The organism is Ruminococcus sp. 5_1_39BFAA, from assembly GCF_964240875.1.
GTDB lineage: Bacteria > Bacillota > Clostridia > Lachnospirales > Lachnospiraceae > Blautia_A.
Genome location: NZ_CAXSVO010000028.1, coordinates 1 through 15,313 on the forward strand (window position 1 = coordinate 1; position 15,313 = coordinate 15,313).

Annotated in this window: 14 protein-coding genes and 1 tRNA gene; 3 read left to right on the forward strand and 12 right to left on the reverse strand. The window is 38.8% G+C overall.

Annotated elements, in window-relative coordinates:
- Positions 1 to 57 precede the first annotated feature (57 nt).
- The 8 genes from ACESZH_RS19440 to ACESZH_RS19475 form a co-directional block, all read right to left on the reverse strand.
- Positions 58 to 1,527, reverse strand: a complete 1,470-nt coding sequence (locus ACESZH_RS19440; protein WP_373218525.1) for a helicase HerA domain-containing protein — start codon at positions 1,525 to 1,527, stop codon at positions 58 to 60.
- A 42-nt stretch (positions 1,528 to 1,569) separates the two neighbouring features.
- On the reverse strand, positions 1,570 to 4,038 hold the full coding sequence (locus ACESZH_RS19445) for a TIR domain-containing protein (RefSeq protein ID WP_373218527.1): 2,469 nt from the start codon (positions 4,036 to 4,038) through the stop codon (positions 1,570 to 1,572).
- Between the two features lie 14 nt (positions 4,039 to 4,052).
- The gene (locus tag ACESZH_RS19450) at positions 4,053 to 4,715 is read right to left on the reverse strand and encodes a hypothetical protein (RefSeq protein WP_373218529.1); all 663 of its coding nucleotides are present in this window, start codon (positions 4,713 to 4,715) and stop codon (positions 4,053 to 4,055) included.
- Between the two features lie 6 nt (positions 4,716 to 4,721).
- The gene (locus ACESZH_RS19455; protein WP_373218531.1) at positions 4,722 to 5,966 is read right to left on the reverse strand and encodes an SPFH domain-containing protein; all 1,245 of its coding nucleotides are present in this window, start codon (positions 5,964 to 5,966) and stop codon (positions 4,722 to 4,724) included.
- A 41-nt stretch (positions 5,967 to 6,007) separates the two neighbouring features.
- Positions 6,008 to 7,102: a radical SAM protein gene (locus tag ACESZH_RS19460; RefSeq protein ID WP_373218532.1), complete on the reverse strand. Its 1,095-nt coding sequence runs from the start codon at positions 7,100 to 7,102 to the stop codon at positions 6,008 to 6,010.
- Positions 7,099 to 8,055, reverse strand: a complete 957-nt coding sequence (locus ACESZH_RS19465) for a radical SAM/SPASM domain-containing protein (RefSeq protein ID WP_373218533.1) — start codon at positions 8,053 to 8,055, stop codon at positions 7,099 to 7,101. The genes ACESZH_RS19460 and ACESZH_RS19465 overlap by 4 nt, the downstream gene beginning before the upstream one ends.
- A gap of 201 nt (positions 8,056 to 8,256) precedes the next feature.
- On the reverse strand, positions 8,257 to 8,379 hold the full coding sequence (locus tag ACESZH_RS19470) for a hypothetical protein (RefSeq protein WP_373218534.1): 123 nt from the start codon (positions 8,377 to 8,379) through the stop codon (positions 8,257 to 8,259).
- Positions 8,380 to 8,547: 168 nt separating this feature from the next.
- On the reverse strand, positions 8,548 to 9,018 hold the full coding sequence (locus ACESZH_RS19475; protein WP_373218535.1) for a hypothetical protein: 471 nt from the start codon (positions 9,016 to 9,018) through the stop codon (positions 8,548 to 8,550).
- Between the two features lie 951 nt (positions 9,019 to 9,969).
- Between ACESZH_RS19475 and ACESZH_RS19480 the strand changes: the two genes are divergently transcribed.
- Positions 9,970 to 10,203 (forward strand): hypothetical protein, encoded by a 234-nt coding sequence (locus tag ACESZH_RS19480; RefSeq protein ID WP_373218536.1) that lies wholly within the window; start codon positions 9,970 to 9,972, stop codon positions 10,201 to 10,203.
- Between the two features lie 266 nt (positions 10,204 to 10,469).
- On the opposite strand, the gene aroE is transcribed toward ACESZH_RS19480, so the two are convergent.
- The 3 genes from aroE to ACESZH_RS19495 form a co-directional block, all read right to left on the reverse strand.
- Entirely contained in the window at positions 10,470 to 11,483 is a 1,014-nt protein-coding gene (gene aroE / locus ACESZH_RS19485) for a shikimate dehydrogenase (protein WP_373218539.1), read from the reverse strand.
- The gene (locus tag ACESZH_RS19490; protein WP_373218541.1) at positions 11,476 to 11,832 is read right to left on the reverse strand and encodes a nucleotidyltransferase domain-containing protein; all 357 of its coding nucleotides are present in this window, start codon (positions 11,830 to 11,832) and stop codon (positions 11,476 to 11,478) included. The genes aroE and ACESZH_RS19490 overlap by 8 nt, the downstream gene beginning before the upstream one ends.
- Before the next feature lie 291 nt (positions 11,833 to 12,123).
- Positions 12,124 to 12,195 (reverse strand) — tRNA-Gln (locus tag ACESZH_RS19495).
- A gap of 292 nt (positions 12,196 to 12,487) precedes the next feature.
- On the opposite strand from ACESZH_RS19495, the gene ACESZH_RS19500 reads away from it, so the two are divergent.
- Positions 12,488 to 13,954, forward strand: coding sequence for a nicotinate phosphoribosyltransferase (locus ACESZH_RS19500; protein WP_373218543.1), 1,467 nt, complete (start codon positions 12,488 to 12,490; stop codon positions 13,952 to 13,954).
- 138 nt (positions 13,955 to 14,092) lie between these two features.
- Entirely contained in the window at positions 14,093 to 14,662 is a 570-nt protein-coding gene (locus ACESZH_RS19505) for a M15 family metallopeptidase (RefSeq protein WP_373218544.1), read from the forward strand.
- Between the two features lie 83 nt (positions 14,663 to 14,745).
- On the opposite strand, the gene spoVT is transcribed toward ACESZH_RS19505, so the two are convergent.
- Complete coding sequence (gene spoVT, locus ACESZH_RS19510) at positions 14,746 to 15,294, reverse strand: stage V sporulation protein T (RefSeq protein ID WP_373219956.1); 549 nt, start codon at positions 15,292 to 15,294, stop codon at positions 14,746 to 14,748.
- Positions 15,295 to 15,313 lie beyond the last annotated feature (19 nt).

The window sequence follows — 15,313 nt, forward strand, 5'->3', positions numbered from 1 at the left end:
AGCCCTTTAAATGGACTTATAAAGGTATACCTTTGACGGTTTGATATTGCTTAATTATTAATGCAATGCTGTACTAGGGATATACTGCTCTACTGCAATTCCTCTAGGCGGAATAAATGGATTGATCACAAAAGGGCTTACTCCGTTATTACCAGGTGTAAAAATTTGTAGTTCCGGAATAACATCAATCATTGCACGATATTCTGTCTTTGTCGGCTCGATAGCTAAAAAAGGAATCTTTTTCTGATACATCTGCAGTAGCAGATTAATGGAAAATGTTGTTTTTCCAGTTCCGGGCATACCCACCACTAATGCGTGCCTTGTCATGGACTTCTTAGGGCATCCAATATTGATTTTATTTTCTTCTCCCACAAGGTATCCTATCTGAATATTTTCAGTATCTATCGCCTTCTCATTAATGGCATGAACATTTTGCACTATTTCCCGACTACGAATCCCCACAATTTTCTTATTATCAATCGGAATGCGAAATAATGATGCTCCTTCTTCTGCCGTGATCATATATGGTATCCGAAATAAAATCCTCATAATCGACATATTTCCAAGTACATTCCATAGTTGTTTTTTTCTGTATCTTCGTATAAGATGAGCATTCAAATTCCACGGGTAATACGCAATCATTTCTCGCATAGAAATACGTTCAGAATTAAGATTAATTGTCATGTATTGTTCCGTGGATTTTCCTTTCAACATAGTAATCAAAACCGCTGATAAGTTTGCGCATTGATTGCGGTTTCCAAATGCTAAAAAATTATAACGAAAATGCGGTTGTTGCAAGTTCTCATACATATACTGAAAAGAATCTTGAGCTGTCTTTGCCACTACATCCTGATACGTTATTCCCAATCCCATCATAATATTTCCTGAAACAATTTTATCCAATGATGAATACATTTCTGTTATTCCAAATGCCTCTTTTTCCGTAATATTATCTGGAATCACTTGAATCGCAATGGCACTTCCCGGCATTTGTAACATAGCCCGACTAAGCATGGAAAAATCATTCATTTCTTCTTTCTTAATGGATTGCACAAAATAATACGGCATCATCGCTTGGGAATGAGTGATACATTGCTCGGCTTTTACTATGCCATTAACATAACCACCTGCTGCTAAATCCGTCATTTCTTGTAACTTTTCTAATTCACGCTCTGCAATCTCAAACCCGCCTGCCTTTAAATGAAAAATTATATTTTCGCTAAGAATTTTCATACGACTTGATATATCATTTCTTTTTTCTTCAATAATACGAATGATCACATATAGATGTAATTGTCCTTTAATACGTTCTTTGTCTATAGATTGCGAACTCCACAATAATTCAAGCACTGTACTTCCAGGTACACAATACCTGTAACTTTCTATAAGAAGTCTATAAAATAATTCCCAATTTATCTCTTGTGCTACAGCCTCATCTTCCGATAAATTGACATAATTGGGTATCCTCATAATCTCGTAAACTTTGCACCCTAGTACTCGATTATCGTTTAGTGAGATTAAATACATACTTTTACCTCTTTTCACAATCAGCACTATAAACTGATAATCTTAATAATATTCTTGATCTGTCCTAATAAATCTGCCCTTTCCCCTTAATTCAAAGCTTTCGCTCTCTAAGTTTTGGATTCCAAAATGTACTTCTTCACCATCGGAATTTTGAGCTATAATAATAACTGCAAATGAATTGCTATCGTCATATCCAAAATCAAACCGCTTTAAATTATACTTCGATGGTGTTCCGGAAAATACTCCTGTTCCTCCATAATACAAAGCCGTCCCAGAGGTTTCTCCAGTCCATGTATAATTATTATCTATTTCGATATAGATTGATAATTCTTCATTTACCCATGTTCCAAACAAATAGTCATGCACACAACTACTTGCATATGATCTGCTGCGTTCATAATCTTGCAACAAAGCAAACGATTCCATGGCAGTTATATAATCCCCTCTATTATATAAATTTATGGCATCTTCATATCGAAATCTGTCTGAATCCTTCAAGCCATATTGCGTTACCAAAGCATCACAATCTTTATAATATTGCATATCGTATATAATTTCTGCCGCCCCATTATAATCTCCAGCAGCCAGAAGTTCATTAGCTTCTAAATACGCTATTTCTTCCTTATTATTGTCTACCAAAGATGCTGCGTCCTTATAGAACCTAATTCCATCCAAAATTTCATTTGCTTTTTCATATTCCCCCTTACTAATCATATTTACTGCCTTGCCATACTGCATGTTCAAGTATATTACGCATAGAAGAATTAATAATAAAATTACAATACTAATTATGAATGGTTTTCTTTTCCATGCCTTAGCCTTTCGGAGACATCTCATTAACTTTTCATTTAGTTTCATATATGATGGTTCAGAAAGAAATTCCATATTATCATAAAGATCTTTTATTTCAGTTAAATCACCAATAACTTTTTCCACATTGTTTTTATTCAGCTTATGGTATTCTTTCATCACACCATCATATTTTTTCTGAACATAGTTATTCACCACTATCTGCCTTGCATTTTCTATATGTGTTTGATACTCCTCAACTATACGGGTTATATTTTTTTCATCCTGTTCCTTTGCATAATCAATACGTCGATTCATTATTTCTAGTGTTTTTTTACTTACTGAATCCAACGTTTTCTTTATTTTTTCATCTCCAAATCGATATACCTTCTTTAGGAACTTATTATTCTTCCAAAAATCCATTTCATTTTGCAACTGTCGCTCTCTATCCGCAACTGCCGAATCATAGCTCAAATCATAATCAAAACTTTTTTCTATCTCAATACGTTCATAGCACTCGTCGATACTATATTTTTTTACCACCTCTGCAATTGTATTCTCATCTTTGATAGGTACTGTAAGAGTTTGTACCTTTGCATTAGATGTTCCTTGTAAATGTACCTTTCCAATGTCTTCTACCGAAGTACTCTTCTGGTCTGCCAATACCAAGCCTAAATAGGCTTCTGCATTTTCGGCATCCAAATTCAACACCTGCTCAAAAAATTTATTGGCATTGTTCCACTGCCTATCCTCAATTTCCATTCTTCCTCTCGAAAGTAATGCGTTAATATTCACACCACCTGTCACATTTTGAAAAGAATCTGTTTTTCTATTTGTCAGCTTTTTAATGCCATCAAGTAAATCTTGAAGAAAACCTATTTTAGACATGTCTAATGCCTGATAAACTGCTAATTCATCTGGTAACTCATATGGGGATATATTTCGATATGTAGGAATTATATTTTTATCCCCCGCTCTTACAAATTGAAGATATCTGCTCCATTCATTTCTAACCCACGGTGCAGTAAAATACTCCGGTTTAGTCCCTACCACAATCATCACTTGCGCACTATTTAAAGCGGCAAATATAATAGGTTCAAATTCTGTCCCCAGTTTACCTTCCAAAGTTTTTCTAGCGAAGAAAACCCTATATCCTAGTTTTTCCAATTCAAAGTAAATATCCTGTGCTAATGCACTATCTAAAGTTCTTTCTCCGCTTATATCATCCGTTTCCTTGTAGCAAATAAAGATATCATATTTTGATTCTTTTTTAGCTATATCCCAATATTTTCTTTGAATTTCTGCAATTTTTTTCGCTTCCTTTTCATATAGCTCTCTTGCCCAAATGTCTTTTGCATATTGAATGGCAGCCTTATAGTCCAAATCATTTAATATTAATTGTGTTTGTACACGATGACATGTTGGTATTTTTTCCCCAGAATGTGGATCGGTCACATAATCTATACCATATTTGCATAGTGTAATCCCCCAATGGGCATCTGCATCCGTGTTATCTTCATCCAGCAATTTATCATATGTCTCTATTGCCTTATCAAACTCGCTATTTTGTCGCAAATATGTTGCTTTATTATATAAATTCTGTTTCTTTTCTAAATTCTTGGGAATTATATTGGTAGATCCACAAAATTGACAAATACCAACCGTCATATTTTCATTGAGATCCAAATTTCCTCCACAATAACCACATTTCAAAATAGCCATTTTGTTCCCCCTTGCTATCTCTTATGTACAATTACCCTTTCTTCCAACAATTGTTTTAACTCTTCACAATCCTGTCTTACTGCCACATCATCTTTAATCTCTTCTATCAACTTAACCACTAACGCATGAATTCGCTCTTCCATAACAATCGTAGTATCATTAGATACCGGATCACTATAGTGCACTGCATCAATCAGTTTTTCTAATTGTAACTTGATTTCATTATTATCACATCTAATCAATGCTATTCTAAGCATCTCTTCTACTTCATTCCAATTACGAATATCAATTTCCAGTTTCACATTCGAGGAACTCTCTACGGATTTTCCAAGCAAACTTGACAATGCCAAAAAAATATATATTATCATTGGGATAATCTCAATTATAATCGCAACTCTTATCGAAAAAGGAATAAGCGCCAATACAAAAGAAATTATCATCTGCAATATGAAAAAAACTGTACCAATTAAAACTAACGTGAACCCTAAAAAAGTATCCTCACCTTTTTTGTTCATCAAAACATATGTACTTAAAACAAAAACTGTAGAAATTAGCGAAAATACTTGTCCGATCCAAAAAGAACTTGTCCGTTTTTTGAGTATAACATTAAGTAGAATACAAACCGCCACGAAGCAAAATACATATATTGCAGATATTAATCTTCGATTCCTAATCATAAATAGTCACCCCATTTTCGCGATTATTTCTTCTAGTTTTTTATCATATTGTTCCTGTTTCATTAATCCCATTTCCACCATTTTCTTTAATTTAGAAAGGATTTCAATAGGATCATTTTGCATTGTTTCCTTTTCCTTCGGTTCACTTATTGCTTCGTCATGCACATCCGTAAGTGGTGATACGTCATCATATATACCCACTGTAATATCTTGGAACATATCATCCTTCAGATTCTCTGGATCAAACTGATCTTTTTTACTATTACCATTAGAAAAATTGATTGGCGGATTTGAAAATTGCATACCCATTAACGGTTCCATATTTCCCTTTAACATATTTCCAAAGGCCAATGCCACTGGAGCCTGAGCAAACATATTTGCAGGATTTTGAATATTTCCTGGATTTGCTGCATATAATTTCGTAATCTCTGCTATTTGTTCATCCGCCCAGTTATAGCCTTCCAAACGCCTACTATCAGCATGTCCCTTTGCCTCTATACGCTGGCTGTTTGCGCGTGCCTGTGCCTCAATCTCCTTCTGCTGTTTCCTGTATTCTTCCTCCTTAATATTTTGCATTCCTCGCGTGATCACTGCATATTGTTCTTCGGGAATAATAATTCTACTTATAAAAAAATTATATAAATCAACGCCGACATCACTAAATACCTCATGGAGAAGATCTTGAATTGCTTTTGAAAAATCACTTAGATACCTTTCCAAAACAATGAAACTCATTTCCGGCTTTGACATTACTCTTGCTAAATATTCCTTCACCCTAGCCGAAATATTTTCCCTGAAATAGGTAAGACATGTTTCCGCCGTAAGTATTGATTCTGTGCCCACGATTTTAGCTACCAGCATTCGTGGATTAATTACCTTTAGTCCTAGAATACCGCTCGCACCTATATCAAGAACCAAATTAAACTTAGGATCTATTATTCTGGTCAATGAGGTTGTTCCCCATTTGTAATTCAGCGCTAATGCTTTATTAATAAAGTAAATTTCGCACCGGAATGGCGATTCTCCTCCTGTCGGCAAATTGATAAGTTTACTGAGTAACGGAATATTACCAGTATGCAATGTATATTTTCCAGGCCCTAATGAATCCAGCATTTTTCCATCTCTAAAAAATACCGCTTCCTGAGATTCATGAACAATAAGCTGTGATAATGTATTAAATTCTGTATTAGGGTATTTATAAACTAATACTTCGTTACTTCCTTCATATGTAATTACATCTAAAACTGCCATCCCGTCTCCTCTATATTTTATCTATTCTTAATAATTCAGTTTTATAATTTATCATGTTGTTTTAAATACTCTTTTATATGATTAATGATTATTTTTCGTCCCTGACATATACTTACATCTTTTCGGTTACTATCCTTAAAAAGGACCCATCCATTCCAGGGACATCCCCCATAGCATAAATGCCAAATGTCACACTCTTTACAATCTAACTTTTCAAGCACATCTTTTCGTTCAGAGAAGTAGACACAATTATTAAGCTCATGTTCCAAACCTGCATCAATATTTCCAAAACAATACTCATGATTTCCCACCCAATGTTCACATGGATATAAATCTCCATTTGTATCAATAGCCGCGAAACCTTTTGAACAATCCTGGGACCAGTGACATGCTGGTATTCCACGTATCGGTTTTAATAAGCCTTCAATAATATGCATAAATGGAGAAATCATTATTTGATGTTCTGTATCAGTAATCCAATAATCAAATAGATCGCATATGCGCTTTGCATATTCATTAGTATTTAACTTTGCATCTGTATTATTTCTATCCGGGAATAATGCATTAAAGCTAAAATTCAACTTTTTTTCTGCAAACAATTTATAAATATCCATTAAATAATCAACATTATTATCAGTAATTGTAATAAGTGTTCCGCATCTAACTCCACTGGCCATCAAACGGTCGATATTTTTCATTATAATATCAAAAGTCGGCTTACCATTTTTAAAAACACGATATGTGTCGTGTTGCTTTTTAGGACCATCTAAACTAATACCTATTGAAACATTGTGTTTTTTCAATACTTCTATATATTTTTCTGTTATAAGTGTCCCATTGCTCTGTATAGACCATTGGATATTGACGTGCTCTTTTTGAATTTGATCACTCATGATACTATCCAACAGTTCTGGTTTTATAAGTGTTGGCTCACCGCCATGCCAAATGATTTTTGTAAACCCTTCGTGATTATAGTTATATAATTCATCAATAAAGCGAATGATTCTTTCTCTGGCGCCCTCAAATTTCTCATTGATTAATTGTATGTGTGGATACGTTGTAATATTTCCATTTCCTTCATAACAATAGGTACATGCCAAATTGCAGTCCAATGTGCAGCAAACTAATCCTGTCATTTTCTCACCCCATATATTTTTTCTTTTACACACTTTTTATTTCCCAAATAACACGCAGGTACACACGTTCCATTACCAAATTGTTTTCTAAAACCACACCGTTCGCATGAATCATTATGGATGATTTTTTCCAACTCTTTTACTATTTTTTCAGCATTTAAAAAGATGCTTTTGAAAGAATCCCTGTAAATCGATCCCATATAAAATTTATTTCCCCTAAGCATCTGGCAAGGAAATATTCGTCCATAGTTATCAACAGTCAGAACACTAAAAATGGTATCCCGATTTAGTAATGGACATGAACTTTCCGTTATCAAATCTTTGCATCCTACATATTCTAAATAATTTTTTTCTATGACGTCTTTTTGCCATATACACAAATCTTCAAACTCTATTCTTAATTGTTGCTGGCTTATCTCTCCCGTATTGTACATAGGCCTGATCACTAGAGGGACGCCCGTACTTTTTGACACCTCAATAAATTTCTCATAATTTGCAAATGTTACCCCTGTCAATGTTGATCTGAAATATATATCCAAGCCTGCTTCATATGCTCTAACCGTATTGTTCACAATTTTTGCAAAACTATGATTGTTTCTTACCTCAAAAAAAGTTTCATCGTCATATCCATCTAGGCTCACTTGAATTCGGATATTATTGTATTTTTTTAGCCTTTCATAATATTTGTCCAATAGAATTCCATTAGTATTAATTCGTACACTTCTGCCATCACAAACTAAGTCTAGTAATTTAAATATATTTTTATACATCAAAGGCTCACCACCAGAGATAACAATTGATGGCACAAAGCCGTTACTTTCCACATCTTTTAAAAAACGTTCTATTATATTTATTTCCAAGTCTTTACAGATATCTGGGTGTGCCTTATAACAATGTTTACACCTAAAATTGCACGCATCTGTCACGTCAAACATTACATAATTTAATCTCATATATGAACTATTCCTTCTCTCAAACTTTTCTATAAGAATTCAATGGTACAAATAGCTAAAAGGCTCTGTACGGCATCACTCATTAAGGTGCACGCACAGAGCCTTTGCAGGACATATATATCCTCTTTTGATCAACTTATCAATTTTTATTACCAATACGCCAGAGACATCCAAGTCCCATTTCAAAAGTTTCAGCAATAATTAGTCGATCCCTATACAGTAGGAATCACTATAATCCGTATGATCTGTATGTGCCATTTCATTTTTACTTCGCAATTCCATTTCCTTATTTACTGCTGCGATAACTAAATCAAGTTTACTCATTCCATATACTCCTTTCTGCTGATTTATTTTATATTTAGGTGCGATCAAATTCATGCTATATCGCTTAATTTGATGCTGCCCTAATTATCACAAATTTCTTAAAGTACTTTGCGTCAACCTATTCTACGCAATTGAGCCAAACAAAGCCTTTACGATTCATACCGAAAGTCACACAAAGTCATAAACTTCCGCTATAATCTGAATAATAGCATCATAATAATTTTGTTCCAGCTCTAATTTACTCTTACTTTTCCCCAAAAGACGAATCGAACTCCCCACTGTATGCCCTATTTTGTATGATAGTGATTTACCTTTCCTATGTTGTTTTGCGGCTTCAGCCATTGCAAATTTTTTCATTTGTTTGCTTGTCCCAGTTGTTGCCATCATAACTTCGCCGCCTCCAGGAATAACAACAATTTTATAATAATCTTTTTCATGTTCTGGATGAAAAATCACAAGGCAATCCAGAATTTTTGAACTAAATAATCCACCAACTTTAACTGTTTCCTGATAAATACTTACCGGTATCTCATTATTAACAGCTATTTCTGATATTGCTTGCATTCCTTGTGTAATAGTACATCGATTTGAGCTTATATTTTTTGTGAGATCTTGATTCAGTTGTTTTTCCTTTATCATAACAATTCTCCTTTTGCGTATTATAGTGTCATACTCTTACTATGCTTTCATTGCACAATACACATATCCTTTAATATACATATGGGGGTAATTCCATCAATAACTGTTCTCACCTAGGTTACCTCTCATTTTTTAATGATATCAATTTCTCTTTTTCTTTTCAATTCATCTGCACCAGATGTAAAAAAAACGTCACGAACAACATAAATCATCATGGACTCTCTCCCCATTTTTAGATATACTTATACTCATAAATAATCCCAAAGGAGCTGTAAAGCAATGTCCGAGAATCTCTTATATTACATTCCGTCACTTATCTATATGGCTTGGGCTGCCTCCTATTTTTTTGCTCGGATCCTGGCACCCCGGAAATCCATTAGACATCCCAGATTGTCCATCTTTACGCTTTGTCTGATAATGATATTCGGCAGTGTTTCCTTCCGAAAAATTGTTTACAATTTAGGTACCACTTTTGTTCAGCTCAGTATACTCCTGATGGTACTGTTTCTGTTTCAGGACAAGCTGCGCCTGAGGCTTATTTCCTACATTGTTTTTATGATGTTGCTGATTATTGTAGAGCTTAATGCTTCCACCTTGTTTTTATTTATTAAACAGTCGCTCTCCCGCAGCCCGTACGCTTCTACAGCGGTCCGGGAAGTCAACGGTATCCCTGATCTTATCCTGTCTTCCCTCCTGGTTATTTCAATGGGCATTCTTCTATTTTGCAAAACAACACCTTTATTAAAGCATTTACTGCTTTCTATAAAATCACGGACTATTTTTCAGCTTATTCTGCCCCTGTACCTTCCATTTATTATGCAGCTTTTTATTTACCAAAGAAGCTATCATTTTGGACTAGGGGCTGCTTTGTATTTTTTTGCATTCCTGATGTGCTGTCCTGTTTTTCTGACAGGCGTCAAAAATATCCGGAATCAGGAGAAAAAACGAATCATGAAAGAGAAAAATATCCTGTTAGCCAAAGCCCAACTGGAATCCTCAAAAAAGATGGAACAGGAATACCGGAAACTAAGGAAATGGAATCATGATATTGAGAATCACCTTCTCTCCCTCTCCTATTTGATGGACATGAAAAAATACGAAGAAGCTGCCGCTTACTACACAGATTTCACCATAAACCCTTCTATTCCGCATTCTTCCGACAAAACGGAACCCCAGCAGGAATGAACCCTATATTTCTCCATAAAAAGGGCACCTTTCTAAAAAATGTTTAGAAAAGTGCCCTGTCATACAAATCAATATAACCTTATACCATTCCAGTTCCGTTATCCCTGCTTATCCTCTATTCATCAACCTCATTGCCACGCTCGAGATTCCAGAGTCATGGATGCGATTCTAGATCGCGTTGTATGTACATTTACCTCAGACGCATTCCCAAAGGGTGCCGTAGCTCGTCCCCTGCACCTACAGGGAGCGGCGTTCCCATGCCTTTTTCAAAATTCTTTTCTCAACGCTTCCTCCATAACCTCCACCGGAGCTTCCACCCCAGTCCATAAGGTAAAGTTCAGCGCCGCCTGCTGCACCAGCATCCCAAGACCGGATACTGTTTTTGCGCCGCGCTTTGCCACCTCGCTTAAAAAGACGGTTTCCGCTGGATTGAATACCACGTCGCAGACGCACATTTTTTCTGTCACGGAATCATAAGCGATATCCGGCTTTTCTGTTACATTTGGTGAAAATCCCGCAGAAGTGCCGTTGATCAGGATTTCCGTATCCTCTGGAATCCGAATGCCTTTTTCCCATACAAGAAAATCTGCAGGACATTTCGTTTTTTCATTGAGAAGTGCAGCCAGCTCCCTGCCTCTCTCCTCGTTCCGGTTGATGATGTTAATATGTTTTGCACCGTTTAGGGCGCATTCCACCGCAATGGCTCTCGCCGCGCCTCCAGCGCCCAGAACCGTTACCCGCTTGTCTATCAAGGTAGTCCCTGTATTTTTTAAAGCTGTCACAAAGCCTTTTCCGTCCGTATTTTCTCCGTACAGCTTTCCGTCCCGGTGAATGACCGTGTTCACCGCCCCGATGATCCCGGCGGCCTCACTCAACTCGTCCAGATAGGGAAGAACCTTCACCTTATGGGGCATAGTCAGGTTGATTCCTTTCATTCCCAGCACACGCACACTGGCCATGGCCGCTTCCAGATCATCCGGCAGCACCTTGATGGTCAGATAGCGGTAATTCAGGTTCTTTGCCTGAAATGCAGCCTCCTCCACCACTCCAGTCGGATTCTCATCCACAGGGTCCCCAAAGACGCCCGTCAGCTCTGCACGATAATTCTTAGTCATTTCTTTCTCCTTTCTTATGTGATTCCTTTCTATGATTTTTCGGCAATACCGGTTATTTGCAGATTTATAAGAACCTTTACTTAGCATATCTTTTGCATCGTCGAGAAGTTCTGCTGCTCTTTCCATTCGAACCTTTGCAAGAGCATCAAAATATTCATCATCCATACAATACCTGCCCCTCCTCTCTAATATTACGAAAATACTCATACCATTTACACTTAGTGATATACTCCCCATATGGAAGACATATAAAATTTACAATAGCAAAATATTTCATTGCCAATTCTGTCGCGATCTCAGCAAGCCCTTCTGTATACTTCTGAGATTCTAAACGGTCACATTTTACGATCAAAGCAATGTCAATGTCTGAATCATCGGTGTAATCTCCCCTGGCACAGGAGCCATAAAGAATAATCTCTACCAAATCGGATTTTACTAGCTCTCGAACTAAATGTATCACTTCTTTTTTTACATTAGCTATAATTTTGTCATTCAGTATTAATTCATCCATCATTTCAACCTCCTCGCCTTTTTAATTTCAGTATATCCACTTTTATTCGTAAAATCAACTCTCCTCTGATACGTTTTCCTTCATGTAAAAAGTGTGCGCCTTGGCGCACACTCGCGCCGGAGCGCGGTTGCGTCAGCAACCACATTCCTCTTGCGCGTATGCGCATCCCCGCAGCGTAAGCTGCGTTTTTATGTTATAGGAAAGTTTGGTAAACTTCCGCGCAGAACAAAATGGAGTACTTTCCTATAACATGAAAAAGCACCTTCCAGATATCTGAAAGATGCTTCCTCTTAGCAGGGCTACAAGGATTCGAACCTTGAAATGACGGAGTCAGAGTCCGTTGCCTTACCGTTTGGCGATAGCCCTATATATTTTTGTTTCGCAATTTGACGTTTCGTGCCTCGCGACAAGTGGTATTATATAATAAGTACAGAGTAAAAGTCAAGCCCTTTTTTTAATATTTTTTATTTTTTCAGCCCGGCATTTTTATAAAATTTCCCCTCAAAGTTTTACAATCCCTGAAAATGTGATATAATATGCCGAAAGGGCAGGCATAGCTTGCACCAATCTGTAAACCACATACTGCCGTAACATATTTTTACCCGGCAGCCCACATTTTATCCTTTACAACTAAAGGAAACTTTAAAGGAGAATTTACATGAGAGCAAATAAACTCACTCTGCTCACCGATCTCTATGAACTGACCATGATGCAGGGATACTTTAAAAATCCATCTGACCAAACTGTAGTTTTTGATATGTTTTACCGTGACAATCCCTGCGGCGGCAGTTTTGCTATCTGCGCCGGACTGGAGCAGATGATTGAATATATCGAGAATCTCACCTTTTCCCAGGAGGACATTGAATACCTGAGAAGCCTGAACATGTTTGACGATGATTTTCTGGAATACCTGAGCACCTTCCGCTTCAGCGGCGATATTTACGCCATTCCCGAAGGCACTGTCGTATTTCCACGCGAACCAATGGTAAAGGTTATTGCCCCCATTATGGAGGCCCAGCTTGTGGAAACCGCCATTTTAAATATCATAAACCATCAGAGCCTCATCGCTACGAAAGCAGCCCGCGTATGCTACGCAGCAAAGGGTGAGGGCATTATGGAATTCGGGCTTCGCCGTGCACAGGGACCGGACGCAGGTATTTTCGGTGCCCGTGCTGCAATCATCGGCGGCTGCATCGGCACCTCCAACGTACTTACCGGACAGATGTTTAACGTACCTGTTCTGGGAACACATGCCCACTCCTGGATCATGAGCTTTCCGGATGAATACACGGCATTTAAGACTTATGCAAAACTATATCCCGATGCCTGTGTTCTCCTGGTAGACACCTACGATGTATTAAAATCCGGTGTTCCCAACGCTATCCGCGTCTTTGAAGAAATGCGCGAGGAAGGAATTCCGCTCAAAAAGTATGGTATCCGAATTGACAGCGGCGACCTGGCTTATCTTTCCAAGGAAGCCTACAAAATGCTGGCTGCTGCAGGATTTGACGATGCTACCATTTCGGCATCCAGCGACCTGGACGAATACCTGATCGAGAGCCTGAAGGCACAGGACGCAAAAATCAACTCCTGGGGCGTAGGCACCCGCCTGATCACGGCAAACGACAACCCCGCATTCGGCGGTGTATATAAGCTCGCCGCAGTAAAAGACCCGAATACCGGAGAATTTATCCCGAAGATCAAGCTTTCCGAAAATACTGCCAAGGTCACCAATCCGGGTAATAAAACCGTTTACCGTATTTACAGCAAAGCTACCGGAAAAATCAAGGCTGACCTGATCTGCCTTGCTGATGAAAAGCTGAATCCAGAAGAAACCATGATCGTTTTCGACCCGGTTGATACCTGGAAAAAGACAAAAATCCTGGGCGGCACCTATGATGTACGTGAGCTTCTGGTTCCTGTCATTAAAGAAGGAAAATGTGTCTACACCTCTCCTTCCGTGATGGAGCTTCGCGACTTCTGCCAGAAAGAGCAGAATACTCTCTGGGACGAATCCAGACGTTTCGTAAATCCCCAGAAGGTATATGTGGACCTCTCTCAGAAGCTGTTTGACATGAAGAACGAGCTGATCGAGGAAATGAGCCGAAAAGACCTGGAGCTGTAATTTCAGCAACTGTCAAAGATTTTATGTCATAGCCCCCTTTTCTTTTTCATATACATGATATAAGGGTTTCGAAGATTTGCCGGACGGCATGGTTTTTGTCCCTGAAACATGTACATAAAAGGAAAGGAGGGCTTTTTTATGTCAAATATGTATACGCGGCTTATTAACCAGCAGCATCCTCTCCCGGAAGGTTACATTCCGGAGCATCTGGTGGATATCGGCATTCCCTTTGATGCCCTTCCCGGCGATTCCAAACGCCTTCTGGAAATGAAAACAGCCCGGGCTGCCCTTCGCCTGATAAGCGCAAGCCAACGAGATGGCTTAAGCCTCTATGGAGTCTCCGGATACCGCTCCTATTCCCGTCAGAAACAGCTTTGCACCGGAAGCCCTTACGTAGCTGCCCCCGGCACCAGTGAGCATCAGAGCGGACTTGCCCTGGACCTTTCCTGTCCTGCTGTCCGTATGGAGCTTGTGGAGGAATTTGCCCACACACCGGAGGGAATCTGGCTTGCCCGCAACGCCTCCCTGTTCGGCTTCATCCTCCGTTACCCCAAAGGCAAAGAGGATATCACAGGTGTTCCCTATGAACCCTGGCATATCCGCTATGTTACCAAGCCGCTCGCCACATATCTGACCCTGACAGGACTTACCCTGGAAGAATACCACCAACTTCCTCAGCATAGAAAATCTGATAATCCCATACAGTAAAACACCCCGCAGCAGGCTGCGAGGCATCCGTCCTGCAGCGCAGATTGCCCGGGCACTTTTGACCTATGCGCTGCCTTTCAAATTCATTGTTCCATCTGTCTTCCCAGAAATCCCGCGGCGGTCTGCACCAGCAGTTTTTCCCCGTCGCACATAACGTCTTTTTCTGTCTTTCCCATAAGGATCACGCTGCCAATAGCATCGCCGGAGCAGATAATGGGCTGAATCACCTGTGAATACAGCGGATCCGGCTGCTCATCCACCACTGGGATCTTTCCCCGATCCTTTCCGTTCAGACATTTTCCTTCCCGGCTGGTGATCGCCTCCTCCAGTTCCTTGCTGATCTCTTTTCCCGCAAACTCCTTGCTTCCCAAACCTGCCGCCGCAACCACCTGATCATGGTCCGTAATACAGGAAAGCATTCCCGTTGTCTGGGAAAGCGCTTCAGCGTACTCCTTTGCAAAAATGCTCAGCTCACCAATGGGAGAATATTTTTTCAGGATGATCTCACCCTCCCTGTCCGTAAAAATTTCCAGCGGCGTGCCCTCCTTGATCCGCAGCGTTCTCCGGATTTCCTTTGGAATTACCACCCGTCCCAAGTCATCTATTCTTCTGACGATTCCTGTCGCTTTCATAAAAAATCCCTCCATTTAT